Source organism: Streptomyces lomondensis, assembly GCF_014651035.1.
In the GTDB taxonomy this organism is placed as follows: Bacteria; Actinomycetota; Actinomycetes; order Streptomycetales; family Streptomycetaceae; genus Streptomyces; species Streptomyces lomondensis.
Genome location: NZ_BMWC01000004.1, coordinates 458,573 through 481,512 on the forward strand (window position 1 = coordinate 458,573; position 22,940 = coordinate 481,512).

A 22,940-nucleotide genomic window follows, 5' to 3' on the forward strand; every position below is an offset into this window, starting at 1 on the left:
CGAACGGCCGCCGAGCCCGTAGCGAGAAACGGAGTTTCCTCAATGACGCGCAGCACGCGCAGATCGCGCACGGTCGCTCTCACGGCCTCCGCCGTGATGATCGCCCTGGGAGCCACCGCATGCGGAGGGTCCTCCAGCAACAGCGGCAGCGGCACGCCCGGCAAAGGCGGCACGCTGACCGTCCTGGACAAGGCGGACTTCGACCACCTCGACCCCCAGCGCGTCTACACGACCGAGGGTTCGAGCATGGACGAGGAGATCGTCCGCACCCTCACCGGCTGGGACGAGACGGGCTCGAAGCCGAAGCTGGTCGGTGACCTCGCCACCGACACCGGAACGCCCAGCAAGGACGCCACCGTCTGGACCTTCCACCTCCGGCACGGGGTCAAGTACCAGGACGGCACCGAGGTCACCGCACCGGACGTCAAGTACGGCGTCGAGCGGTTCTTCTCCTCCGACATCAACGGCGGCCCGCCGTACGCGTCGCAGTGGCTCGTCGGCGGCGCCGACTACAAGGGCCCCTACCAGGGCAAGGAGCTCGGCTCCATCCAGACCCCGGACAAGTACACGATCGTCTTCCACCTGAACCAGCCGGTGGCCGACTTCAACGAGACCACCGCGATGCCCGGCTGGTCCGCCGTGCCCAAGGCCCACGACACCGGCTCGACGTACGACACCAAGGTCTGGTCCGACGGCCCGTACATGATCAAGTCGTACACCAAGAACAAGGAACTCGTCCTCACCCGGAACACACACTGGTCCCAGGCGACCGACCCGATCCGGCAGCAGAACGTCGACGAGATGGATGTGAAGTTCGGCCAGGACGAGGCCGCCATCGACCAGCAGATCAAGGCCGACGCCGGCACCGCCCAGACCTCGATCCAGCAGTGGCCGATCGCGGGCTCCGACCTAGCGCAGCTCGCCAACGACCCTTCCCTGAAGAGCCGTTACTACAAGATCCCCGCGCCCGGCATCAACTACCTGGCCATCAACACCACGCGCGTGAAGGACCTGAGGGTCCGCCAGGCGATCGAGTACGCCATCGACAAGACCACCGTCCGCGGCGCCTTCGGCGGCTCGGCGTACGGCGACTACGCCACCACCATGCTGAGCCCCGGCATCGGCGGCTACCAGAAGTTCAACCTCTACAGCGCCAACCCGGCCGGCAACCTCGCCAAGGCCAAGGAGCTGATGAAGCAGGCGGGCGACCCGAAGCTCACCATGTCGATCGCCGTGGAGAACACGCCCACCCACGAGCACTTCGCCGACGCGGTGAAGACCGCGCTGGAGCGCATCGGCATCCACGTCAACATCTCCCCGATCGACGCGGCGAACTACTTCAGCACCGTCAACAACACCAAGAACCAGTACGACCTGACCTGGGGTGACTGGATCGCCGACTGGCCGAACGCCTCCACGGTGCTGCCCACCCTCTTCGACGGCCGGCTGATCAAGAAGAACCCGCAGGCCAACCAGGACCTGTCCTACCTGAACGACCCGAAGGTCAACGCGCTCATCGACAAGGCCGCCAAGATGACCGACGTCACGCAGCGCAACGCGGCCTACGGTCAGATGGACGAGCAGATCATGAAGGACGCCGCCGTGGTCCCGCTGATGTACATGAACTTCAGCGACATGTCCGGCTCCAAGGTCGGCGGGGTCATCCCCGACACGATCCTGGCCGAGCCGAGCCTGGTCCACGTCTACATCAAGCACTGACGGAACCCTCTCCACCGCACCCCGCCGGCGGTCCCGGCCGCCGGCGGGCACCCCACTCACGTCAGGTCCCGGCACCCCATGTTTCGTTACCTCATCAGACGCCTGCTGGCAGCGGCCGTCATCATGCTGGTGATCACCACGATCACCTTCTTCATCTTCTTCGCGCTGCCGTCCGACCCCGCACTCCTGGCCTGCGGAAAGACCTGCTCGCCCTCGCGCCTCGCGGAGATCAGGCACTCGCTGGGCCTGGACCGGAGCTATCTGACGCAGTACTGGGAGTTCTTCAAGGGGCTGTTCGCCGGCCGTGACTTCGGCGACCAGAGCGTGCGCATCCACTGCGGCGCGCCCTGCCTCGGCGTCTCCTTCCAGACCGACACCCCCGTCCTGACCACCCTGCTGTCGGACTTCCCGGCGGACCTCTCCCTCGGTCTCGGGGCCGCGGTGGCCTTCCTGATCCTCGGCGTCGGCCTCGGCACCGTCGCCGCGGTGCGCAGGGGCCGGGCCGCCGACAAGGCGGCGGTCGGACTCGCCCTGTTCGGCGTGTCGGTGCAGATCTACTTCATCGGTCTGCTCCTGCTGTACCTCTTCGTCGACAAGTTCCAGATCCTGCCGACCTCCGGCTACACCCCGATCACCGAGGACCCGGCCGGCTGGTTCAAGGGCCTGATCCTGCCGTGGGCCACCCTGGTCATCGTCTACCTCGCGATGTACACCCGGCTCACCCGCTCCTCCATGCTGGAGGTGTTCGCCGAGGACTACATGCGCACCGCCCGCGCCAAGGGCCTGCCCGCCGCCAAGGTCGTCCTCAAGCACGGCCTGCGGGCCGCCATCACCCCGATCATCACCATCTTCGGCATGGACGTCGGCTCGCTGATCGGCGGCTCCGCGGTCATCACCGAGTCGGTCTTCGGCATCAACGGCATCGGCAAGCTCGCGGTGGACTCCGTCCAGAACTCCGACCTGCCGGTCATCCTCGGCACCACGCTCTTCGCCGCGACGTTCGTCGTCCTCGCCAACGTCGTGGTCGACCTGGTGTACGGCCTCGTCGACCCGCGCGTGCGCCTCGCCTGAGCCCCCTTCGTCCTTAGGAACACCCGTGTCCGTTCAGACCTCACCGCAGCCCGCGGACGTCACCCCCGCGCCCGCCCCGTTCCTCGACGTACGGGACCTGCGGGTGCACTTCCCGACCGAGGACGGCCTCGTCAAGTCCGTCGACGGCGTCTCCTTCACCCTGGAGAAGGGCCGGACCCTCGGCATCGTCGGCGAGTCCGGCTCCGGCAAGTCGGTGACCTCGCTGGCCCTGCTCGGACTGCACAAGGGCACCCGCGCGCAGGTCAGCGGGGAGATCTGGCTGGAGGGCAAGGAACTCGTCGCCCTGCCCGAGACCGAGATGCGCGCCCTGCGCGGCCGCACGGTCTCCATGATCTTCCAGGACCCGCTCTCCGCGCTGCACCCCTTCTTCACCGTCGGCGCCCAGATCGCCGAGGCGTACCGCGTGCACCACAAGGTCTCCAAGAAGGAGGCCAGGGACCGGGCGGTGGAGATGCTGAAGCGGGTCGGCATCCCGCAGCCCGAGCGCCGGGTCAGGGACTACCCCCACCAGTTCTCCGGCGGTATGCGCCAGCGCGCCATGATCGCCATGTCCCTGGTCTGCGACCCCGCGCTGCTCATCGCCGACGAGCCCACCACCGCCCTGGACGTCACCGTCCAGGCGCAGATCCTGGACCTGATCCGCGACCTCCAGGAGGAGTTCGGCTCGGCCGTCGTCATCATCACGCACGACCTCGGCGTGGTCTCCGACATCGCCGACGACATCCTCGTGATGTACGGCGGCCGCCGCATCGAGTACGGCACCACCCGGGACGTCCTCAAGCAGCCCCAGCACCCCTACACCTGGGGCCTGTTGCAGTCCATGCCGCACCTCACCGGCGACGTCGGCGAACGGCTCGACCCGATCCCCGGCACACCGCCCAGCCTGATCAACCTCCCGGCCGGTTGCGCCTTCCACCCGCGCTGCGCCTACAAGGGCTGGGTCCACGAGGGGCGTTGCACCGTGGACCGGCCCGAGCTGCGCCCCGTCTCCGGCACCGGACGGCACATCGCCGCCTGCCATCTCACCGACGAGGCCAAGCACGAGATCCGTGACGGTGTACGAAAGGGAGCATGACGTGAGCACCACCCAGTCCCTCACGGGGCAGACCACCGACCGCCCCACCGGTGAGAATCTCCTCGAAGTACGCGGTCTCCAGAAGCACTTCCCCATCCGGCAGGGCATCATCTTCCAGCGGCAGATCGGGGCCGTCCACGCCGTCGACGGCATCGACTTCTCCGTCGGGCCCGGCGAGTCCCTGGGCCTGGTCGGCGAGTCCGGCTGCGGCAAGTCCACCACGGGCCGCCTGATCACCCGGCTGCTCGAACCCACCGGCGGCTCCGTCGTGTTCGACGGCGAGGACATCACGCACCAGCCGCCCGCCCGGATGCGGGAAGCCCGCCGCAACCTCCAGATGATCTTCCAGGATCCGTACTCCTCGCTGAACCCCCGGCACACCGTCGGCACCATCATCGAGACGCCGATGCGGCTCAACGGCATCAACCCGCCCCAGGGCCACAAGAAACGCGCCCAGGAACTCCTGGAGACGGTCGGCCTCAACCCCGAGCACTACAACCGCTACCCGAACGAGTTCTCCGGCGGCCAGCGCCAGCGCATCGGCATCGCACGCTCCCTCGCCCTGCGGCCCAAGCTGATCGTCGCCGACGAACCCGTCTCCGCGCTGGACGTCTCCATCCAGGCGCAGGTCGTCAACCTGCTCCAGGACCTCCAGCGGGAGTTCGGCATCGCCTTCGTCTTCATCGCCCACGACCTCGCCGTCGTACGGCACTTCTCCGAACGCGTCGCCGTGATGTACCTCGGCAAGATCGTCGAGGTCGCCGACCGGGAGTCCCTCTACACCCGGCCCCGGCACCCCTACACCCACGCACTGCTGTCCGCCGTCCCCGAGGCGGACCCGGACGCCGTCGAGCGGCGCGAGCGCATCCGGCTGGCCGGGGACGTGCCCTCCCCGATCGACCCGCCCTCCGGCTGCCGCTTCCGGACCCGCTGCTGGAAGGCCCAGGACAAGTGCGCCACCGAGGAACCCCCGCTCGCGCGCGCCGAGGGCAGCCCCTCGGGCCATCTGACCGCCTGCCACTTCCCCGAGGAGCCGACGCTCGCCCGTGAGGAGGACATCGTCCTGGACCCGGCACTCGGCCAGGGCCTGCCGATTGAGACGTGAACGTCTCATCTGAACAGTTCTCCCGAAGATCGAGACACTGATGTCTCATCCGAAAGGACTACCCGGATATCAACCGTCGCGGCGATCCGCTACCGAGGGCTCGGGGCGAACCATGAAGGGAACCTGCAGAAAGGTGGTGGCACGATGCCGCACCGAGAACTCTATTCCCTCCTCGACGAGCTGACGCGCATCGCGGCGCTTCCGCTGGAGCGCGGTGAAACGCTCCCGGCACGGGCTTACACCAGCGAGGACTTCTACCGCCTGGAGCGGGAGCACATTTTCCGCGCCGACTGGCTGTGCGCCGGGCACGTGGACCAGGTCGCCCGGCCCGGCGACTACCTGCGCACCGATGTGCTGGGCGAACCGCTGGTCATCACGCGTGACGAGGACGGTGATCTCCACGCGCTGTCCCGGGTGTGTCGTCACCGGTTCATGGATGTGCTTCCGCCGGAGACCACGCCCGAGCAAGGGTCCCTGAAGCGGCTGACGTGCCCGTACCACACGTGGACGTACCGGCTGAACGGTGAGTACGCCGGGCAGCTGGCCGGTGCCCCCTTGATGGGCAAGGTGGATTTCGACCGTGCGGCGTGCCGGCTCCCCAGGTACCGCCTGGAGGTGTGGAACGGCCTGATCATGATCTGCGCCGATCCCGAGGCACCGGCGCTGGGCCCGCAGCTCGACGAGCTGACGGCCAAGCTGGCCCCGTACCGGCTGGCGGACCTGGTCGTGGCCTATACGGCCGGCTGGGAGGACATCCCCGCGAACTGGAAGGTGGGACTGGAAAACGGCTCGGAGAACTACCACCACATGGGGAGCCACGCGGCCACCCTCGAGCCGGTGCTGCCGGGCAGGGACACCGTCGTCGACGAGTGCGACGGACGCTGGTTCACCATGTACACGCCCTTCGCCGCGGACGCCGTGGCGGAGATGGGGACGACGGAGGAAGCGGCCGAGGAAGGCGCGCCGGGGGTGATCGGCACCTTGATCCCCGGGCTCGGGGAGCGCGAACTGTCAGGGATGACGATCGCGGGTGTCTTCCCCCACCTGGCGATGGCCCTCCTGCCGGACAGCGTGACGTTCCTGCGGCAGATTCCCACGGGCCCGGGTACCCACGACGCCCACTTCACGGTGCTCGTGCCGGCCGAGGTCCGGGACAAGCCGGGATTCGACGCCTACGTGGACGCCGCGCGTCAGCAGCTGGAGACCATCCAGAGCGAGGATCTGGTGGCCATCCGGGGTGTGCAGCGGGGATTGGCCACCGATCCGGGGCCGTCGGGCGGACGCTTCTCACACCTGGAGCGTCCTCTGTGGCAGTTCCAGCGCTATCTCGCCGACCGCATCGTGGAACACATGCCATCAGCCACCCCCTAGGCCGGCCACCCCCTGGTCCGGACGCCCGCGCGCCGCGTTCCGCAGTGCGCGGGACGCCCCGGCCGTCACCGGATCCCCGTGACCGAAGCAGGCCACGTCCGCGCCGAGGTCCGCCAGCCTCCCGCAGGCGGCGAGGACCTGGCCGCGATCGAGGTTGAAGACCCCGGGGATGACCGTGCCGTCCACGGGTGACGCCGCCACCGTGTCACCCGTGAACAGCACCCCGTGCTCCGGGAGATGGAGCGCGACGCTGCCGTGCGTGTGCCCCGGCACATGGACCACGTGCGCCCCGCCGCCCACGTCCAGCACCTCGCCGCCGGACAGCTCCGTGACCTCCGCCGGCCGGGCGAAGTCCCCCTCGGGCAGGAGTCTCGCCGCCCGCTCGTGCAGCGGCCGCTCCCAGTCCTCGAACGCCGGCGGCGGGCCCGGGACGTCACCCCGTACGGCAGGGGCGTCGAGCCGGTGGGCCAGCACCTCGGCACCGCTGAGCGCCGCGAACTCGCCCGCCCCGCCCACATGGTCCTCGTGGAAGTGCGTGAGCAGGATCCGCCGTACGTCCCGGGGATCCCGGCCGAGGGCGGTCACCGCCTCGGCGATCCGGGCCCCGGAGCCCGCCGGGCCGGCGTCGATCAGCGTCAGCTCGTCGCCGTCGCGCCACAGATAGGCCTGGCCGACCGGGAAGCGCAGCAGATGGAGGCGGGGGAGGAGTTCGACGACGTCCATGGGACGACCGTAGGAAAGGCCCCCGTCCGAGGACGAGGGCCTTCTGCTGTGGGCAGAGCCGTCAGCTCGCCGCGTAGTTCCGCAGGAACAGCGCCTCCGCCACCGACAGCCGCTCCAGCTCCTCCGGGGACACGCTCTCGTTCACCGCGTGGATCTGGGCCTCCGGCTCGCTCAGCCCGATGAGCAGGATCTCCGCGCGCGGGTACAGGGCGGCGAGGGTGTTGCACAGAGGGATCGAGCCGCCCTGACCGGCGTACTGCATCTCCTGCCCCGGGTACGCCACCGCCATCGCCTCCGCCATGGCCTGGTACGCCGGGCTGGAGGTGTCGGCGCGGAAGGCCTGGCCCTGGCCTATCTGCTCGGTGCTCACCCGCGCGCCCCACGGCGTGCGCGCCTCCAGGTGCGCCTGGAGCAGCTTGGCCGCCCCGGCCGCGTCCACACCCGGCGGCACCCGCAGGCTGACCAGCGCACGGGCGCTCGCCTGCACGGACGGGGTGGCGCCGACGACGGGCGGGCAGTCGATGCCGAGCACGGTCACGGCCGGGCGCGCCCAGATGCGGTCGGCGACCGTCCCGGACCCGATCAGCTGGACACCGTCCAGCACCTTGGCGTCCTGCCGGAACTGCTCCTCGTCGTACTGGAGCCCGTCCCAGGCCGCGTCGCCGGTGAGGCCGTCGACGGTCGTCGAGCCGTCCTCGGCGCGCAGCGAGTCCAGGACGCGGATGAGGGCGGCCAGCGCGTCGGGCGCGGCACCGCCGAACTGGCCCGAGTGCAGGTTGCCGGCGAGCGTGTCGATCCGCACCCGGACCAGCGTCATACCGCGCAGGGTGGAGGTGACGGTCGGCAGGCCGACCCGGAAGTTGCCCGCGTCGCCGATGACGATCGCGTCCGCCTCCAGCAGATCCGGGTGCTCCTCGGCGTACCGTTCCAGACCGCCCGTGCCCTGCTCCTCCGAGCCCTCGGCGATCACCTTGACGTTGACCGGCACGCCGCCGTTCGCCCGCAGCGCGCGCAGCGCCAGCAGGTGCATGATCACACCGCCCTTGCAGTCGGCGGCCCCGCGCCCGTACCAGCGCCCGTCCCGCTCGGTCAGCTCGAACGGCGGGGTCGTCCAGCCGGCCTCGTCCAGCGGCGGCTGCACGTCGTAGTGGGCGTAGAGCAGGACGGTCTTCGCGCCCGCCGGGCCGGGCAGGTAGCCGTAGACCGACTGCGTGCCGTCCGGGGTGTCGAGCAGTGCCACGTCCTGGAAGCCCTCGGCGGCGAGCGCGTCCGCGACCCAGCGGGCGGCACCCTCGCTCTCGCTCCTCGGGAACTGGTCGAAGTCGGCCACCGACCGGAAGGCCACCAGTTCGGTGAGCTCCCGCTTCGCCCTGGGCATCAGCGAGGCGACGGTCGCGGCGACCGGATTCGACGACATGGGCACGCTCCTCGTGGGTGCGACGTTGTAGCGGTGAGTGCCGTAGATCCTCCCACAGCGGCCCGTGCCCGGGTCGGCCGTAGGATGCGGGAGGTAGCAGCGGCAGCGGCTTGATCGGAGCAGTAGACCATCGTGAGCAGCGAGAACTCTTCGGCGGACGACGTGCGGCAGGTGTGGGACGTCGTCGTGGTGGGCGCGGGACCGGCGGGCGCTTCGGCCGCGTACGCGGCGGCGGTCGCCGGGAGACGCGTGCTGTTGCTGGAGAAGGCGGAGCTGCCGCGGTACAAGACGTGCGGCGGCGGCATCATCGGCCCCTCGCGCGATGCCCTGCCCCCCGGCTTCGAGCTGCCGCTCAGGGACCGGGTGCACGCGGTGACGTTCTCGAACAACGGCCGCTTCACGCGGACGCGCCGGTCCAAGCAGATGCTGTTCGGGCTGATCAACCGGCCCGAGTTCGACCAGCAGCTCGTCGAGCACGCGCAGAAGGCGGGCGCCGAGCTGCGTACGGGCGTCACGGTCCAGCGCGTCGAGCAGCACGGCTCGGCGGTGCCGGACCGGCGCACGGTCGCGGTCGTGCTCCAGGGCGGAGAGGTCCTGCTCGCGCGGTCCGTGGTCGGCGCGGACGGCAGCGCCAGCCGCATAGGTGCCCATGTCGGGGTCAAGGTGGACCAGGTGGATCTGGGCCTGGAGGCGGAGATCCCGGTGCCGGAGACCGTCGCCGAGGACTGGAAGGGGCGGGTGCTCATCGACTGGGGCCCCATGCCCGGCAGTTACGGCTGGGTCTTCCCGAAGGGCGACACCCTGACGGTCGGGGTGATCTCGGCGCGGGGCGAAGGCGCCGCGACGAAGCGGTACCTGGAGGACTTCATCGGACGGCTGGGCCTCGCCGGCTTCGAGCCGAGCATCTCCTCCGGGCACCTGACCCGCTGCCGCGCCGACGACTCGCCGCTGTCCCGGGGGCGGGTGCTGGTGTGCGGCGACGCGGCGGGGCTGCTGGAGCCGTGGACCCGCGAGGGCATCTCCTTCGCGCTGCGGTCCGGCCGGCTCGCGGGGGAGTGGGCGGTGCGGATCGCCGAGGCGCACGACGCGGTGGACACGCGCCGGCAGGCCCTCAACTACGCGTTCGCGGTCAAGGCCGGGCTGGGCGTGGAGATGAGCATCGGCAAACGGCTGCTGACGGTGTTCGAGCGCCGCCCCGGCCTGTTCCACGCGGTGCTGACGGGCTTCCGCCCGGCCTGGAAGGCGTTCAAGGACATCACCCGGGGCGCCACGTCGCTGGGCGAGATCGTCCGCACGCATCCGGTCGCCCAGCGGGCCCTGACCGCCCTGGACCGCCGCCCCGTGACGACCGACGAGGTCAGCCCGTCACCGTGATCTCGAAGACCGGGTGGTCGGGGGCGATGCGGCGCAGCTCGGCGTCCGGGGAGTCGGGTCCGACTCCGTTGAAGAAGACCCCGACCTCCGCCTTCCAGCGCTTGAGGTAGGCGCGCAGGATCGGTGCCTTGTCGTCGTCGGCCACCTCCGTCGCGGAGAACGTGTCCACGTGCTTGCCGAGGTGCAGTTCGCCGCCGCCCGCGGCGCGCATGTTGTGCGTCCACTGGACGTGGCCGCGGGGGGCGACCAGGTACTGCCGGCCGTCGAGGGTCAGCAGGTTGACCGGTGTGGTGCGCCACTGGCCGCTCTTGCGGCCGCGGACGGCGAGGACGCGGGAGCCCCAGACGCTGATGCCGCGGCGGGTCAGCCAGGCCACGAAGCGGTTGAAGACGTTGACCGTGAGCCAGCCGGGCTTCTGGACGTGTGCGGACATGGGGTCCCCCTGGTGTGTGTGGAGCGGTGCTCTCTTTTGTGAGCACTGCTCTCGCTGTCGTTGACGTCAGTCTGCACGAGAGCGGTGCACTAAAGCAAGAGCAGTGCTCTGGTTTCGGGTCGGCGCTCTCGTAGCAGATCGACGCTCTCGTTTGTGTGCACTGCTCTGCTTTCATGGCACACTGCCCCGCATGAGCACCGCACACGGCGCCCGCGCCCGGGCCAGGATCGAAGTCACCGCGGCCATCAAGGACGAGGCCCGCAGACAGCTCGCGGCCGAGGGCGCCGCCAGGCTCTCCCTGCGCGCGGTGGCCCGCGAACTCGGCATGGTCTCCTCCGCGCTGTACCGGTACTTCCCCAGCCGTGACGACCTGCTGACCGCCCTCATCATCGACGCCTACGACTCCCTCGGCGAGAGCGCCGAGGCGGCCCACGAGGCGGCCGCCGGTGCCGGGCCCCTGGAGCGCTGGATCACCGTGTGCGAGGCGGTGCGCGGCTGGGCGCTCGGTCACCCGCACGAGTACGCGCTCATCTACGGGTCGCCCGTCCCCGGCTACACCGCGCCCGACACCACCGTCCCGGCCGCCGCCAGGGTCGGCAACCTCCTCATCGGCATCCTGCGCGACGCCTACCGCGGCCTCGGACTGGCCCGGCCCGCGCTGCCGGCGGACCTGCGTCCGGAGGCCGAGCGGATGGCCGCCGACCTCGCACCGGACCTCCCGCCCGAGGTGGTGACGGCCCTGGTCGCGGCCTGGGCCCAGCTGTACGGGCTGGTCGGGTTCGAGCTGTTCGGGCAGTTCAACCGGGTGGTGGAGGACCGGGAGACGTTCTTCCGGCACGCGGTGAGGCAACTCGCCCATGGGGTGGGGTTGGTGTATCCGCAGAAGGGGCGTGCCCCGCAGCGTCCCGCGTCTTAGGGCCGGGTGGCGACGGCCTGCCGGGGCCGGCGGCGACGGCCTCCCGGGGACGGACGGGCGGGAGAACCGCTCCGCGCGCCGGGCCGGAGGCCGCCCGTCGTGGCGGGCCGGAGGCCGCTCGGTGCCTCTCAGGCCACCGGCACCGCAGGCCCGGGCAGCAGCGCCGGATCCTGGCGCAGGACCCGGGTGTGCAGGGACCGCAGGCCGGGCCCCGGGTCCGCGCCCATCGCGTCGGCTAGCCGCCGCCGTGCCTCCTCGTACACGGTGAGCGCGTCCGCCGGGCGGCCGGTGCGGCACAGGGCGAGCATCAGCAGTTCGGCGAGACGTTCGCGCAGCGGGTGGGCCGCGACGAGCCGGACGAGTTCGTGGACGTACTCGAAGGAGCGGCCGAGCGCGATCTCGCCCTCCAGCCGCGCTTCGAGGACCGTGAGCCGCTTCTCGGTCCAGCGCAGCCGCTCCGCGGTGAGGTACGGCGCGTGCAGGCCCTCGGCGAAGTCGCCGTGCCACAACTCCTCGGCGCGGTGGGCCAGTTCCACCGCACGCCGCACCTCGCCGGCCTGCCGTGCCGCGAGCGCCTCGTCCACCAGCAGCCGGCGCTCCGCCAGGTCGTCGACGCGGACGCCGGTCAGCCGGTAACCGGACCCGGTCCAGGACAGCTCGGGTCCGTCCCCGAGGGCGCGGCGCAGCCCGGAGACGTACTTCTGCACCAGGTTGCGCACATGTACCGGCGGCGCGCCGCCCCACACGGCCTCGACCAGACCGTCGTACGAGATCGGGCGGCCCTCCTGGAGCAGCAGGACGGCGAGCACCGCCCGCTGCTTCGGCGGGCCGAGCGGGATCTCCGCGCCGTCGCGCAACGCGCGCAGCGGGCCGAGCAGTTCGATGCGCACGGTGTGCGAGGTCCCGGACGTCTGCTCAGCCATGCGTCGAGCGTATCCCGAGCCCCGCGTTCCTGTGGATCTTCCAGTGGGCCTTCCAGCGGCCGGGCCGACGGTGTTCGCAGACCGAAGTCCCCGCGACTTCCCCGCCACTCGCTGCGAAAGGCCACCTCATGCTCACCCGGCTCGGCCGTCGGTCCGCGCGGTACAGCCGTGCCGTACTGATCGGCTTCCTGCTGCTCTTCCTCGGCCTCGGCGCCTACGGCGCCGGCGCCCAGGACGACCTCGACCTGTCGCGCTGGAGCTCCCCCGGCACGGAGTCGGTGCGTGCCGCCGACGAGCTGCGCGACGGCTTCCGCACGGGCAACCCCAACCTCGCCCTCCTGGTCACCGCGCGCGACGGCGACGTGGACAGCGCGCGCACCGAGCGGGCGGCGAGGCAACTCACCTCCGAGGTCGAGCAGTTGCCCCTCGTCACGGACGTCACCGCCTACTGGGACGCCGGCAGTCCCGCCCTGCGCGGCAAGGACGGCCGGCGGGCCCTGATCCTCGTCCACCTGGAGGGCACCGCCACCGAGACCCGCGAGGAACTCGCCACCCTCTCACCCCGGCTGACCCGCACCACCGCCGACCTCCAGGTCCGCGTGGGCGGCCAGGAGGAGATCTCCCGGCAGGTCGGCCAGCAGGCCCGCGCCGACTTCCTGCGCGCGGAGGCGTTCGCGCTGCCCGTCGTCCTGCTCCTGCTGATCCTCGTCTACCGGCGCACGGTCGCCGCGCTGCTGACCGTGGCGGTCGGGCTGTTCTCGGTCGTCGGCACACTCGCCGGTCTGCGGGTGATCGCGCAGTTCACGGAGGTGTCGACGTTCGCCGCCAACCTCGCGCTGGTCCTCGGACTGGGACTGGGCATCGACTACAGCCTGTTCATGATCAACCGGTACCGCGAGGAGCGGGCCGCCGGACACGACCAGCGGGAAGCCGTGCCCCGCGCCACCGCCGCGGCGGGACGCACGGTCGTCTTCAGCGGCGTCACCGTGGCGGTGTCGCTGTGCGCGCTGCTGGTCTTCCCGTTCTTCTTCCTGAGTTCGTTCGCCTACGCGGGTGTGCTCGTGGTCGTGACGGCGGTCGCCGGCGCGGTGCTCTTCCTGCCCGCCGCCCTCGCCCGCTGGGGCCACCGCGTGGAGCGTGCCGCCGCGCCCGCCTCCGGCTTCTGGCACCGTGCCGCCCTCACCGCCATGCGCCGCCCGTTCCTCGCCGGCGCCGGAGTGCTGACCGTCCTGCTCGTCGCCGCCTCGCCCCTGCTCGGACTGCGGTTCGGCCTGCCCGACGAGCGCACGCTGCCCGAGGGCACCTCCTCGCGCACCACCTCGGAGATCGTGCACCGGGAGTTCGCCGCCGAACCCACCGACACCGTCCAGGTCGTCCTCGGCGGACCCGCGCCCGGACCGGCCGGCACGCGCGCGTACGCCGCCGAACTCTCCCGTCTGCCCGGGGTGTTCCAGGTCGACGCGCCCGAGGGCGCCTACCAGGACGGCCGGCGCACCGGCCCGCCCGGCCAGGACCGGCTGACGGCGTCCGACGGACGCGTGCGCCTGGCCGTCGTACCCACCCAGCAGGCCCTGTACGGCGACGTGCCCGCGTTCGTCGACCGCGTCCGGCAGACCCCCGCTCCGGCGCCCGTCCTGGTCGGCGGCTATCCCGGTGAGACCACCGACTTCCGCTCCACGCTCCTGGACCGGCTCCCGTACGCCGTGGGGATCGTGCTGGTGGCGACGTACGTGATCCTCTTCCTGATGACCAACAGCGTGCTGCTGCCGTTGAAGGCGACCGTGCTGAACCTGCTCAGCCTGTCGGTGATGTTCGGCTGCCTGGTGTGGGTCTTCCAGGACGGCCACCTGTCGGGGCTGCTCGGCTTCACCCCCACCGGGTCGATCGAGCCGAGCATCCCGGTGCTGATGTTCTGCGTGGCCTACGGGCTGTCGATGGACTACGAGGTGTTCCTGCTGGCCCGGATCAAGGAGGAGCACGACCGCACCGGCGACACCCGGCGCGCGGTCGGCGAGGGCATCCGGCGCAGCGCCCCGCTGATCACGGCCGCGGCCGGGACCCTGGCGCTGTCCTTCCTGTCGTACGCCACCGGAGGGGTCGTCTTCCTCAAGGAACTCGGCATCGGCACGGCCCTGACGATCCTCGTCGACGCCACCCTGATCCGGGTCGTGCTGCTGCCGGTGACCATGCGGCTGGCCGGGCGGGCGAACTGGTGGGCGCCGCGGCGGCTGCGGCGGCTGCGGATCAGGGAGGGCGAGGCCGCCCCGGCGGACGACGTACTTCGCCGGGAGTACGTGTGATCACCACGCCGGGGTGACGCCGCCGCGGGCGGGGCGCGTCTAGCGTGGCCGGTATGGACGAGCAGGGTGTGCGGGGCGGTCCGCCGCAGTGGTGGCGGCACGGGCCGCCGTGGTGGGACCGGTGGGGGGAAGGGGAGCGTGCGCCCCGGTGGCCCTGGCGGTCCACCGTCGTCGTCACGGCGTTCGTCCTGGCCGGCTCGAACTTCGCCGCCCACGGCCAGGCGGGCGAGCGGGCGGACCTGGACCCCTTCGCGCGGGCGCTGCTGCTGGTGGCCGGAGGGCTGCTGCTGTGGCGGAAGCGGTATCCGGTGGCCGTGGTGTTCGGCACCGCGGGTGCCGTCATGGTCTACCTCGGGGCCGGGTATCCGTACGGGCCGGTGCTGCTCACCGTCGCCCTGGCGTGCTTCAGCGCGATCGTCGCCGGGCACCGGTGGGCGGCCTGGGCCGCGATGGGGACGCTGTGGGCCGGGCACGCCCTGGTGGCGCACTGGCTGTACCGGTGGCTGCCGCCCTCGGGGGACTCCGCCGTCTCCTGGGGAGGGGAGATCGTCGTCGCCACCTGGGTGGTGGCCATCGCGGCGGTGTCGGAGCTGGTCCGGATCCGGCGTGAGCAGTGGGTCCGGGAGCGGGCCGAGCGGGCCGAGGCCGCGCGGCGGCGGGCCGACGAGGAGCGGCTGCGGATCGCGCGGGAACTGCACGACGTCCTCGCGCACAGCATCTCCGTGATCAACGTGCAGGCGGGGGTCGGCCTGGCGCTCCTCGACACCGACCCAGAGCAGGCCCGTACGGCGCTCACCACGATCAAGGCCAAGAGCAAGGAGGCGCTCGGCGAGGTGCGCCAGGTGCTCGACACGCTGCGCGCGCCCGGTGCCGCGCCGCGCGCCCCCGCGCCCGGGCTCGACCGGCTGCCCGAGCTGGTGGAGCAGGCCGCGAGCGCGGGCCTCACGGTGGACGTCGAGGGGGAGCCGCCCCCGCTCGCGCCCGGCACGGACCTCGCCGCCTTCCGGATCGTCCAGGAGGCCCTGACCAACGTCGTACGCCACTCCGGGTCGCGGCACGCGCGCGTGCACCTCGCGCACGGCGAGGGTGTGCTGCGGCTGCGCATCGACGACGACGGGCCCGCGACCGGCGCGGAGGCGGGCGGCAGTGGCAACGGGCTGGCCGGGATGCGGGAGCGGGCCGCCGCGCTGAGTGGCACGATCGAGGCGGGTCCCCGCCCGGACGGCGGGTTCCGGGTGCTCGCCGTCCTGCCGCTGACGGCTGCCGCCGACCGGTGAGCCGAACCAGAGAACCGCTGAAGGAGGACCGGTGATCCGTGTACTGCTCGCCGACGACCAGTCACTGGTCCGGGCGGGGTTCCGGGCGCTGCTCGACGCGCAGCCCGACATCGAGGTGGCCGCGGAGGCCGCCGACGGGGAGGAGGCCGTGCGGCGGATCCGCGAACTGCGGCCCGATGTCGTCCTGATGGACATCCGCATGCCCGCGCTCGACGGCCTGGCCGCGACCCGGCAGGTCACCGAGGACCCGGCCCTGAAGGACGTGAGGGTCGTCATGCTCACCACCTTCGAGCTCGACGAGTACGTCTTCGAGGCGATCCGCTCGGGCGCCTCCGGCTTCCTGGTCAAGGACACCGAGCCGGACGAACTCCTGCGCGCCGTACGGGCGGTGGTCGCGGGCGACGCGCTGCTCTCGCCGGGGGTGACGCGCCGGCTGATCGCCGAGTTCGCGGCCCGTTCCAAGGAACCGGCGGCGGCCGACGCGCTGGCCGGGCTCACCGAGCGGGAGCGGGAGGTGATGGCGCTGGTCGGCCTGGGCCTGTCCAACGAGGAGATCGCCCGCCGGCTGGTCGTCAGCCCGCTCACGGCGAAGACCCACGTCAGCCGCACGATGGTGAAGCTCGGCGCCCGCGACCGGGCCCAACTGGTCGTGCTCGCCTACGAGTCCGGGCTGGTACGGCCGGGCTGGCTGGGCTGAGCCGCCGAGCGGAACCGGACCAGCACACTGACGACCCGGGCGGCGAAGAGCACGGGCGCGAGCACCAGCCCGGCACGCAGCAGCAGGCTCTCCGGCGTGTCCGGCAGGTCGAAGAGCAGTGCGGGGCCGGCCACGGCCCCGAAGACGACCGCCGCCGCGAAGGCCGCGCTGCACAGCGCGTACCCGATCTCGACGGTGATCGCGTCCCGTTCGGCCTGCGTGCGCCGTCCCCCGTGACTGGTCATACGGAGAGTCAAACAGGAGGGCGCCCGGCGGGCAAGCGACTAGGGGGCGACGCCGGTGACGCCGTCCGCGGGTTTGTCGAGGACATACGCCGTGTAGCGAGTGACGCGCCCGATGGCCCGGTGGGCTCGGACGACGGCGATGACCTCGTCCCAGTCCTGCGCGTCGAGCGTTCTGAGCCCGGGCCAGCGCAGGCACAGGGCCTGTCGGCCGGCCCGGGTGGACGCGGTCCCGGCGAACAGGGCGCAGAGTTGGGCCGCCCTGTGGAGTACGGGTGTGGTCCAGTCGAGGATCCGGCGCGTGGTGAAGCCGGCGTCGGCAGCCATCAGCGGGTACCGCTCGCACGGTTCGAGGTCGTCGAAGCGCCAGGTCGCGCGCACGAGGCCGTTCGGGTCGAGGGTCCCGATCGGCTGATCCGTACGCGACGTGACATCCACGAGGACGAGCCGGCCTCCTGGGCGGAGCAGCCGGAAGCTTTCGCTCAGGAACGACCTACGGCCCTCATGGCCGAAGTGGAAGGCGGCCTCCAGGCAGTGCACTTGGTCGAAGGAACCGTCCGTCAGCGGGATCTCCGCTGCCCGCCGCGGCAGAGCCGTGGCGTCGGCGACGGCGAAGCGCGCGCTGTCGCCGAAGCGGCGACGCGCCTGGTCGATCTGCGCGGGCTGGATGTCCACCCCCAGCGCCCGGCATCCCGCGGCGGCCAACCGCGCCGTGGTGTCACCGCGACCGCATCCGGCGTCCAGGACGAGCTGCCCGGGCCGGGCGTCCAGCAAGGCCAGCGACCGGCGAGCCAGTCGGCGCTGAAAGGGCACCGGCCCGGCCAGGGCCGCGACCGGCAGGGTGGGCAGGGTGAAGTAGCCGATGTCGGCCAGGCTGTCCCAGCCGAGGTGCCGCAGCACCCGGAAGAGCACGCTGTCGTCGTTGTAGGCACTCGCGAGGTTCCCGCTGTCACCCATCCCGCATCCTCTGCTTTCCGCAGGTACATCCGTGGCCCGCTTCACGTGTCACCGCCACGGCCTGTACCTACACTGAGCCCATAAAGGACTTTCATGACATACCGGAATCGCCATGCGCTGTCAGCGGATGCTCGTACCGGTCCTCGCCCTGGCCCTTGTAGTGGTGCCCGTGATCTCCGCGCGGGCACAGGGTGAGGAAGTCCCGCGCGGCCCCACGTTCGCCGCGCGCGCTCTGCAGGCGCTGATCGACGGTATCCAGTTCGGGGTGATCATCGCGATCACATCGGTCGGGCTCTCGCTGATCTTCGGCACCATCCACCTGATCAATTTCGCGCACGGCGAGTTCGTCACGATCGGCGCCACCTTCGCGTTCTTCCTCAATGTCGCCGGGGCCGGTCCGGGCTGGCACCTGATTCCCGCAGCCCTCGCCGCGGTGGTCTTCGGCGCCCTGCTGGGCGGGGCGGTCGAGCGCGGCCTCTGGCGCCCGCTGCGGGCCCGGGGCACCGGGCTGATCAACATGTTCATCGTCACCATCGGACTCTCGCTGCTGCTGCGCCACGTCGTCCTCGTGCTGTACGGAACCCGGCCCGCCTCCTACGCCCAGTACGACATCCAGAGCACGATCGACCTCGGCCCGGCCGGCATCACCCCGCGGGACCTCACCGTCACCCTGCTCTCCGTCCTCGTGCTGCTCGGCATCGCCGCGCTCCTGCAGAAGACGCGGATCGGCACGGCCGTGCGGGCCGTCTCCGCCAACCGTGACCTCGCGGAGGCGTCGGGCATCGACGTGCAGCGGGTGGTGCTGTTCGTGTGGATGCTCGCCGGCGGACTGGCCGCACTCGGCGGGGTCTTCTTCGGCCTGGTCGAGATCGTCACCTGGGACATGGGCTTCAAGCTTCTGCTGCTCATGTTCGCGGGGATCATCCTGGGCGGTCTCGGCTCCGCCTACGGTGCGATGGTGGGCAGCCTCGTCATCGGCGTCGTCGCCCAGATGTCCACCCTGTGGTTCCCGGTCGACCTGCAGTACGCCTGGGCGCTGCTCGTCCTCATCCTCGTCCTCCTCGTCCGGCCGCAGGGCATCCTCGGCCGGGCCGAACGCGTCGGGTGAGGGGGCGCCATGGACTTCTCGGCCATCCTGTCCGACGCCCTGCGCTCGGGAATCGGCCCGATCGCCGCCGTCTACGCGCTCGCCGCGATGGGCCTGAACCTGCACTTCGGTTACACGGGGCTGCTGAACTTCGGCCAGGTCGGCTTCATGCTGGTCGGCGGCTACGGGCTCGCCGTCACGGTGTCGACGTACGACGGCCCGATGTGGCTCGGCGTCCTGGGCGGAATCGCCTGCGCGATCGTGCTGGCCCTGCTCCTCGGCCTGCCCACCCTGCGGCTGCGCGCCGACTACCTCGCGATCACCACGATCGCGGCGGGGGAGACGCTCCGGCTGTTCTACCGCTCCAGCTGGGCCGAGCCGGTCACCGGCGGGGTGTTCGGGCTGCAGAGGTTCGCGAACGACTTCTACGCGCTCAGCCCCATCGAGCCCGGCACCTACGGCGTGTGGCTCGTGAGGTTCAGCTCCCGCGACCTCTGGGTGATGATCGTCGGATGGGCGCTGGTGCTCGTGGTCGGAAGCCTGCTGGCCCTGCTGATCCACAGCCCGTGGGGCCGTGTCATCCGGTCGATCCGTGAGGACGAGGTCGCCGCGCGCAGCCTCGGCAAGAACGTCTACGCGTACAAGATGCAGAGCCTCGTGCTCGGCGGCGTCATCGGGGCGGTCGCGGGCATGACGCAGGCGATCCAGGTGCAGTCCGTGAACCCGGACAACTACGACCCGGGCGTCACGTTCTTCCTGTACACGCTGCTCGTGCTGGGGGGCGCCGGGCGGATCCTCGGGCCGGTCGTCGGCTCGATCCTGTTCTGGTTCGTCCTCAGCTTCCTCGACAGCGCGCTCCGCCAGGCCATCGACGCCGAGTACGTCTCGCCGGACCTCATCAGCACGTCGGAGGTCGGCGCGGTGCGCTTCGCCCTGGTCGGGGTCGCCCTGATCCTGCTGGTCGCGTTCCGGCCGCAGGGCATCCTCGGCAGCCGGAAGGAGATGATCCTCAGTGGCCGCTGACCCTGCCGCCCACCCGGGCCGGCTCTCCGCGACCGCCCCCGAGCCGGGGGTGCGCAAGCCCGATCCCCTGCTGGTCCTGGACCAGGTGACCCGCACCTTCGGCGGCCTCGTCGCCGTGCGGGTCGAGCACCTGGAGGTGCAGCGCGGTGCCATCACGGCGCTCATCGGGCCCAACGGCGCCGGCAAGACCACCCTGTTCAACGTGGTGAGCGGGTTCGACCGGGCCGACGGCGGCCGGTGGTCGTTCGACGGACAGCCGCTCACCGGCTCCCCGGCGCACCGGGTGGCGCGGCGGGGACTGGTCCGTACGTTCCAGCTGTCCAGGGCGCTCGCCCGGCTCACGGTGCTGGAGAACCTGCTGCTCGCCGCGCCCGGGCAACGCGGCGAGCGGGTGCTGCCCGCGCTGCTGCGGCCCCTGTGGCGCGGGCAGGAGCGGGAGTCCGAGCAGCGGGCCGACGAGCTGCTGGACCGGTTCCGGCTCGCACCCCTGCGCGACGACCACGCCGGCACGCTCTCCGGCGGTCAGCGCAAACTGCTGGAACTGGCCCGCGCGCTGATGACCCGGCCGGCCATGCTCCTGCTCGACGAGCCGATGGCCGGGGTGAACCCCGCGCTGACCCAGTCGCTGCTCGGACACATCACGCGGTTGCGGGACGAGGGACTGACGGTGTGCTTCGTCGAGCACGACATGGACGTGGTGATGGGCATCAGCGACTGGGTGGCCGTCATGGCCGACGGCCGCCTGGTGGCCGAGGGCCCACCGCACACGATCGGCCGCAACCCCGCCGTCGTGGACGCCTACCTGGGCAAGCGCCACGACGAGCCGGAGGCGACCGAGGAGAAGGCGAAGGGGGAGGGGAAGGGGAAGGAGGAGTAGCGATGTCCGCCGAGGAGCAGGCACCGGTGCTGGCGGCCGACGACATCGTCGCCGGTTACGTACCCGGTGTCGACGTGCTGCGCGGATGCAGCGTCGAGGTGCGGCCGGGCGAGGTGGTCGGCGTGATCGGCCCCAACGGCGCCGGCAAGTCGACGCTGGTCAAGGCCGTCTTCGGGCTGCTGCGGGTGCGCGGCGGGACCGTGCGGCTGCGCGGCGAGGACGTCACCAACCGCCCCGCGCACGAGCTGGTCCGGCGGGGCGTGGGCTACGTACCGCAGCTGCAGAACGTGTTCCCCACGCTGACCGTCGAGGAGAACCTGCGGATGGGCGTGTACCTGCGGCCCAGGGACCACGCGCGGCGGGTCGCGGCGGTCGAGGAGCTCTTCCCCGTGCTGGCCGACCGCCGCAGGCAGAAGGCCGGCGCGATGTCCGGCGGCGAACGCCAGATGCTCGCGATGGCCCGCGCCCTGATGATGGAGCCGCAGCTGCTGCTGCTCGACGAGCCGTCGGCCGGCCTGTCACCGCTCCACCAGGACCACGTCTTCGACCGGTGCCGCATGATCAACAGCGCGGGCGTCGCCGTGCTCATGGTCGAGCAGAACGCCCGCAGGTGCCTCCAGCTCTGCGACCGCGGCTACGTCCTCGACCAGGGCCGCAACGCGTACACCGGCACGGGTACGGCCCTGCTGCACGACGAGAAGGTGATCGAGCTCTACCTCGGCACACTCGCCCGCGTCCGTTGACTCCGGCTGTCGGTCCTCCCGGTCACTCCTCGGCCCGGCTGGTCTCGGTGCGCAGGGTCTCCAGCCGTCCCTCGTCGTTGTAGCCGTAGACCTCGATCGACGCCTGTCCGGGTTCGCCCTTGTCGGTGAAGTCGAGCGGACCGCTCACACCGTCGTAGTCGATGTCCCTGCCGTCGGCGAGCAGCTCCTTGCAGGCGGCGAACGAGTTGCACTTCTCGCCGTCCTTGGTGATCCCGTTCATCTCCTTCACGTACTCGCCCGGGTCGTCGGACTCCGCCTTCTCGGCGGCCAGCGCGATCGTCGTCACGCAGTCGAACACCTGCGGGGCGAACTGCAGCTCCTTCAGATCCGGCGCGAATTCCTTGAGGTCCTTCACGTACTGCTCGTTCGACGCCGATGCCGGCGCGGTCCCCTTCATCCCGGACAGCCTCTCGGGCTGGCCAGGGGCGACCAGCGAGGGCAGCTCCTCGCTGCGCAGTCCGTCGGCGCCGTAGACGCCGATCCGGTCGGGCCCGAGTCCGGACTCGATCATGCCTTGCAGGATCTGGGTGCCCTCCTCGAAGGCGATCACCACGGCGGCGTCCGGCCTGGAGTTCTCGATCTGCTGGACGACCTGGTCGAAGTTGGTCGCCTCCGGATCGTAGGTCTCGGCCAGCGTCACCGTCGCGCCGCGCTCCTCCAGCGTCTGCCGGGTGGCCTCCATCAGGCCGCGCCCGTAGTCGTCCGCCCGTGCGACCAGGGCCACCCGGTCGTGGCCGTCGTCGCGGACGACATCCGCCAGGATGGGCCCCTGCAAGGCGTCGCTCGGGACGGTACGGAAGTAGAAGCCGTCGTCCTCGTAGTCGGTGAAGGTGGGAGCGGTGTTCGACCCGGAACACTGCACGACGCCCGCTCCGGTCACCCGGTCGATGAACGCCAGCGACATGCCGGAAGCCGCGGCGCCGATGATCGCGTCCACGCCTGCCGCGAGGACCCGGTCCGCCGACTGCGCGGCAACGGCCTCCTGGCCCGCCTCGTCACTGGAGACCACAGTCGGCACGGGCTTGCCCAGGACCCCACCGGCGTCGTTGATCTTCTCTATCGCGAACTTCAACGACTCGATCTGGGGTGGGCCTAGGTAGGCCAGCTGTCCCGTCTCCGGCAGGACGTAGCCGAACTGGAGCTCACCATCGCCCGGCTCGGCCTGGGCGGTGCCCGTCGTACCGCAGACGGCTATCACGAGAGCAGTCGCGCTTGCGAAGATCGCGGACCGCCGTATCGACGCTTTCATCTCCGCCTCCGCTCGTTACAGGCGGCGGTGGTCGACTGGCCGGCCTCCGCCCGCCATCTGTACATGAGCGTAGAACTCATCCGGAGTCCGGAAAAGTATGAAACGTACACTTTTTCGATTAGTTGTGCTTCCGGCCTCGGCCCTGCGTTTCCGCGGCTGCGGTCTCGGCGGTGAAACCCTCCTGAGCGCGGTTCATGATCGCAGCGCTGTGCCCGTCTCTCAGGGGACGAGCAGTTGTCAGCCCCCAGGAGGGCCCTCAGGGGTCCCGGGTGAGGAACCCGGTGAGTCGACACGCTGATGGGTGAGTTGTCGGCCCCCA

21 protein-coding genes are annotated in these 22,940 nt (G+C 71.2%); 14 read left to right on the forward strand and 7 right to left on the reverse strand.

The genetic code is table 11. The annotated features are described in order from the left end of the window. The first annotated feature begins 42 nt into the window (after positions 1-42). The 5 genes from IE255_RS17235 (at position 43) to IE255_RS17255 (ending at position 6,362) form a co-directional block, all read left to right on the forward strand. On the forward strand, positions 43-1,719 hold the full coding sequence (locus IE255_RS17235) for an ABC transporter substrate-binding protein (RefSeq protein ID WP_190051144.1): 1,677 nt from the start codon (positions 43-45) through the stop codon (positions 1,717-1,719). Positions 1,720-1,797: 78 nt separating this feature from the next. Next, entirely contained in the window at positions 1,798-2,790 is a 993-nt protein-coding gene (locus IE255_RS17240; RefSeq protein WP_190051145.1) for an ABC transporter permease, read from the forward strand. 25 nt (positions 2,791-2,815) lie between these two features. Next, on the forward strand, positions 2,816-3,886 hold the full coding sequence (locus IE255_RS17245) for an ABC transporter ATP-binding protein (protein WP_190051146.1): 1,071 nt from the start codon (positions 2,816-2,818) through the stop codon (positions 3,884-3,886). Position 3,887: 1 nt separating this feature from the next. Then, entirely contained in the window at positions 3,888-4,991 is a 1,104-nt protein-coding gene (locus IE255_RS17250) for an ABC transporter ATP-binding protein (RefSeq protein ID WP_190051147.1), read from the forward strand. Positions 4,992-5,135: 144 nt separating this feature from the next. Further along, positions 5,136-6,362 carry an aromatic ring-hydroxylating oxygenase subunit alpha gene (locus IE255_RS17255; RefSeq protein ID WP_190051148.1) on the forward strand — a complete coding sequence of 409 codons (1,227 nt, stop codon included), beginning with the start codon at positions 5,136-5,138 and terminating at the stop codon, positions 6,360-6,362. On the opposite strand, the gene IE255_RS17260 is transcribed toward IE255_RS17255, so the two are convergent. Next, positions 6,348-7,085, reverse strand: coding sequence for an MBL fold metallo-hydrolase (locus IE255_RS17260; protein WP_190051149.1), 738 nt, complete (start codon positions 7,083-7,085; stop codon positions 6,348-6,350). The two genes, IE255_RS17255 and IE255_RS17260, sit on opposite strands and share 15 nt — an antisense overlap. 61 nt (positions 7,086-7,146) lie before the next feature. Then, positions 7,147-8,502 (reverse strand): dipeptidase, encoded by a 1,356-nt coding sequence (locus IE255_RS17265; protein ID WP_190051150.1) that lies wholly within the window; start codon positions 8,500-8,502, stop codon positions 7,147-7,149. 132 nt (positions 8,503-8,634) lie between these two features. Here IE255_RS17265 and IE255_RS17270 point away from each other — a divergent pair, with 132 nt between their 5' ends. After that, complete coding sequence (locus tag IE255_RS17270) at positions 8,635-9,876, forward strand: geranylgeranyl reductase family protein (RefSeq protein WP_190051151.1); 1,242 nt, start codon at positions 8,635-8,637, stop codon at positions 9,874-9,876. Here IE255_RS17270 and IE255_RS17275 read toward each other — a convergent pair. Next, positions 9,860-10,309 carry a nitroreductase family deazaflavin-dependent oxidoreductase gene (locus tag IE255_RS17275; RefSeq protein WP_190051152.1) on the reverse strand — a complete coding sequence of 150 codons (450 nt, stop codon included), beginning with the start codon at positions 10,307-10,309 and terminating at the stop codon, positions 9,860-9,862. The genes IE255_RS17270 and IE255_RS17275 overlap by 17 nt on opposite strands. Before the next feature lie 190 nt (positions 10,310-10,499). On the opposite strand from IE255_RS17275, the gene IE255_RS17280 reads away from it, so the two are divergent. After that, positions 10,500-11,225, forward strand: a complete 726-nt coding sequence (locus tag IE255_RS17280) for a TetR/AcrR family transcriptional regulator (RefSeq protein WP_190051153.1) — start codon at positions 10,500-10,502, stop codon at positions 11,223-11,225. Positions 11,226-11,353: 128 nt separating this feature from the next. Here the strand turns inward: IE255_RS17280 and IE255_RS17285 are convergent, their stop codons facing one another. Then, positions 11,354-12,148 (reverse strand): AfsR/SARP family transcriptional regulator, encoded by a 795-nt coding sequence (locus IE255_RS17285; RefSeq protein ID WP_190051154.1) that lies wholly within the window; start codon positions 12,146-12,148, stop codon positions 11,354-11,356. A 128-nt stretch (positions 12,149-12,276) separates the two neighbouring features. Here IE255_RS17285 and IE255_RS17290 point away from each other — a divergent pair, with 128 nt between their 5' ends. Genes IE255_RS17290 through IE255_RS17300 form a run of 3 tightly spaced genes read left to right on the forward strand, consistent with a single transcriptional unit; the run spans position 12,277 to position 16,422 of the window. Then, positions 12,277-14,448, forward strand: a complete 2,172-nt coding sequence (locus IE255_RS17290; protein WP_190051155.1) for an MMPL family transporter — start codon at positions 12,277-12,279, stop codon at positions 14,446-14,448. 53 nt (positions 14,449-14,501) lie between these two features. Further along, positions 14,502-15,725 carry a sensor histidine kinase gene (locus tag IE255_RS17295; RefSeq protein ID WP_190051156.1) on the forward strand — a complete coding sequence of 408 codons (1,224 nt, stop codon included), beginning with the start codon at positions 14,502-14,504 and terminating at the stop codon, positions 15,723-15,725. Positions 15,726-15,756: 31 nt separating this feature from the next. Beyond that, positions 15,757-16,422 (forward strand): response regulator, encoded by a 666-nt coding sequence (locus IE255_RS17300; RefSeq protein WP_190051157.1) that lies wholly within the window; start codon positions 15,757-15,759, stop codon positions 16,420-16,422. Here IE255_RS17300 and IE255_RS17305 read toward each other — a convergent pair. Further along, positions 16,383-16,667: a DUF6332 family protein gene (locus IE255_RS17305; protein ID WP_190051158.1), complete on the reverse strand. Its 285-nt coding sequence runs from the start codon at positions 16,665-16,667 to the stop codon at positions 16,383-16,385. The genes IE255_RS17300 and IE255_RS17305 overlap by 40 nt on opposite strands. A gap of 39 nt (positions 16,668-16,706) precedes the next feature. Beyond that, positions 16,707-17,621 carry an SAM-dependent methyltransferase gene (locus IE255_RS17310; RefSeq protein WP_190051159.1) on the reverse strand — a complete coding sequence of 305 codons (915 nt, stop codon included), beginning with the start codon at positions 17,619-17,621 and terminating at the stop codon, positions 16,707-16,709. Positions 17,622-17,733: 112 nt separating this feature from the next. Between IE255_RS17310 and IE255_RS17315 the strand changes: the two genes are divergently transcribed. From IE255_RS17315 to IE255_RS17330, 4 genes are read left to right on the forward strand one after another with little or no spacing between them, the layout of a single operon-like run. Continuing rightward, positions 17,734-18,729, forward strand: coding sequence for a branched-chain amino acid ABC transporter permease (locus IE255_RS17315; RefSeq protein ID WP_190051160.1), 996 nt, complete (start codon positions 17,734-17,736; stop codon positions 18,727-18,729). A gap of 9 nt (positions 18,730-18,738) precedes the next feature. Continuing rightward, the gene (locus IE255_RS17320; protein WP_190051161.1) at positions 18,739-19,731 is read left to right on the forward strand and encodes a branched-chain amino acid ABC transporter permease; all 993 of its coding nucleotides are present in this window, start codon (positions 18,739-18,741) and stop codon (positions 19,729-19,731) included. Beyond that, on the forward strand, positions 19,721-20,608 hold the full coding sequence (locus tag IE255_RS17325) for an ABC transporter ATP-binding protein (protein ID WP_190051162.1): 888 nt from the start codon (positions 19,721-19,723) through the stop codon (positions 20,606-20,608). The genes IE255_RS17320 and IE255_RS17325 overlap by 11 nt, the downstream gene beginning before the upstream one ends. Before the next feature lie 2 nt (positions 20,609-20,610). Then, on the forward strand, positions 20,611-21,351 hold the full coding sequence (locus IE255_RS17330) for an ABC transporter ATP-binding protein (protein ID WP_190051163.1): 741 nt from the start codon (positions 20,611-20,613) through the stop codon (positions 21,349-21,351). A gap of 22 nt (positions 21,352-21,373) precedes the next feature. On the opposite strand, the gene IE255_RS17335 is transcribed toward IE255_RS17330, so the two are convergent. Beyond that, entirely contained in the window at positions 21,374-22,621 is a 1,248-nt protein-coding gene (locus IE255_RS17335; protein WP_190051164.1) for an ABC transporter substrate-binding protein, read from the reverse strand. Between the last annotated feature and the right edge of the window lie 319 nt (positions 22,622-22,940).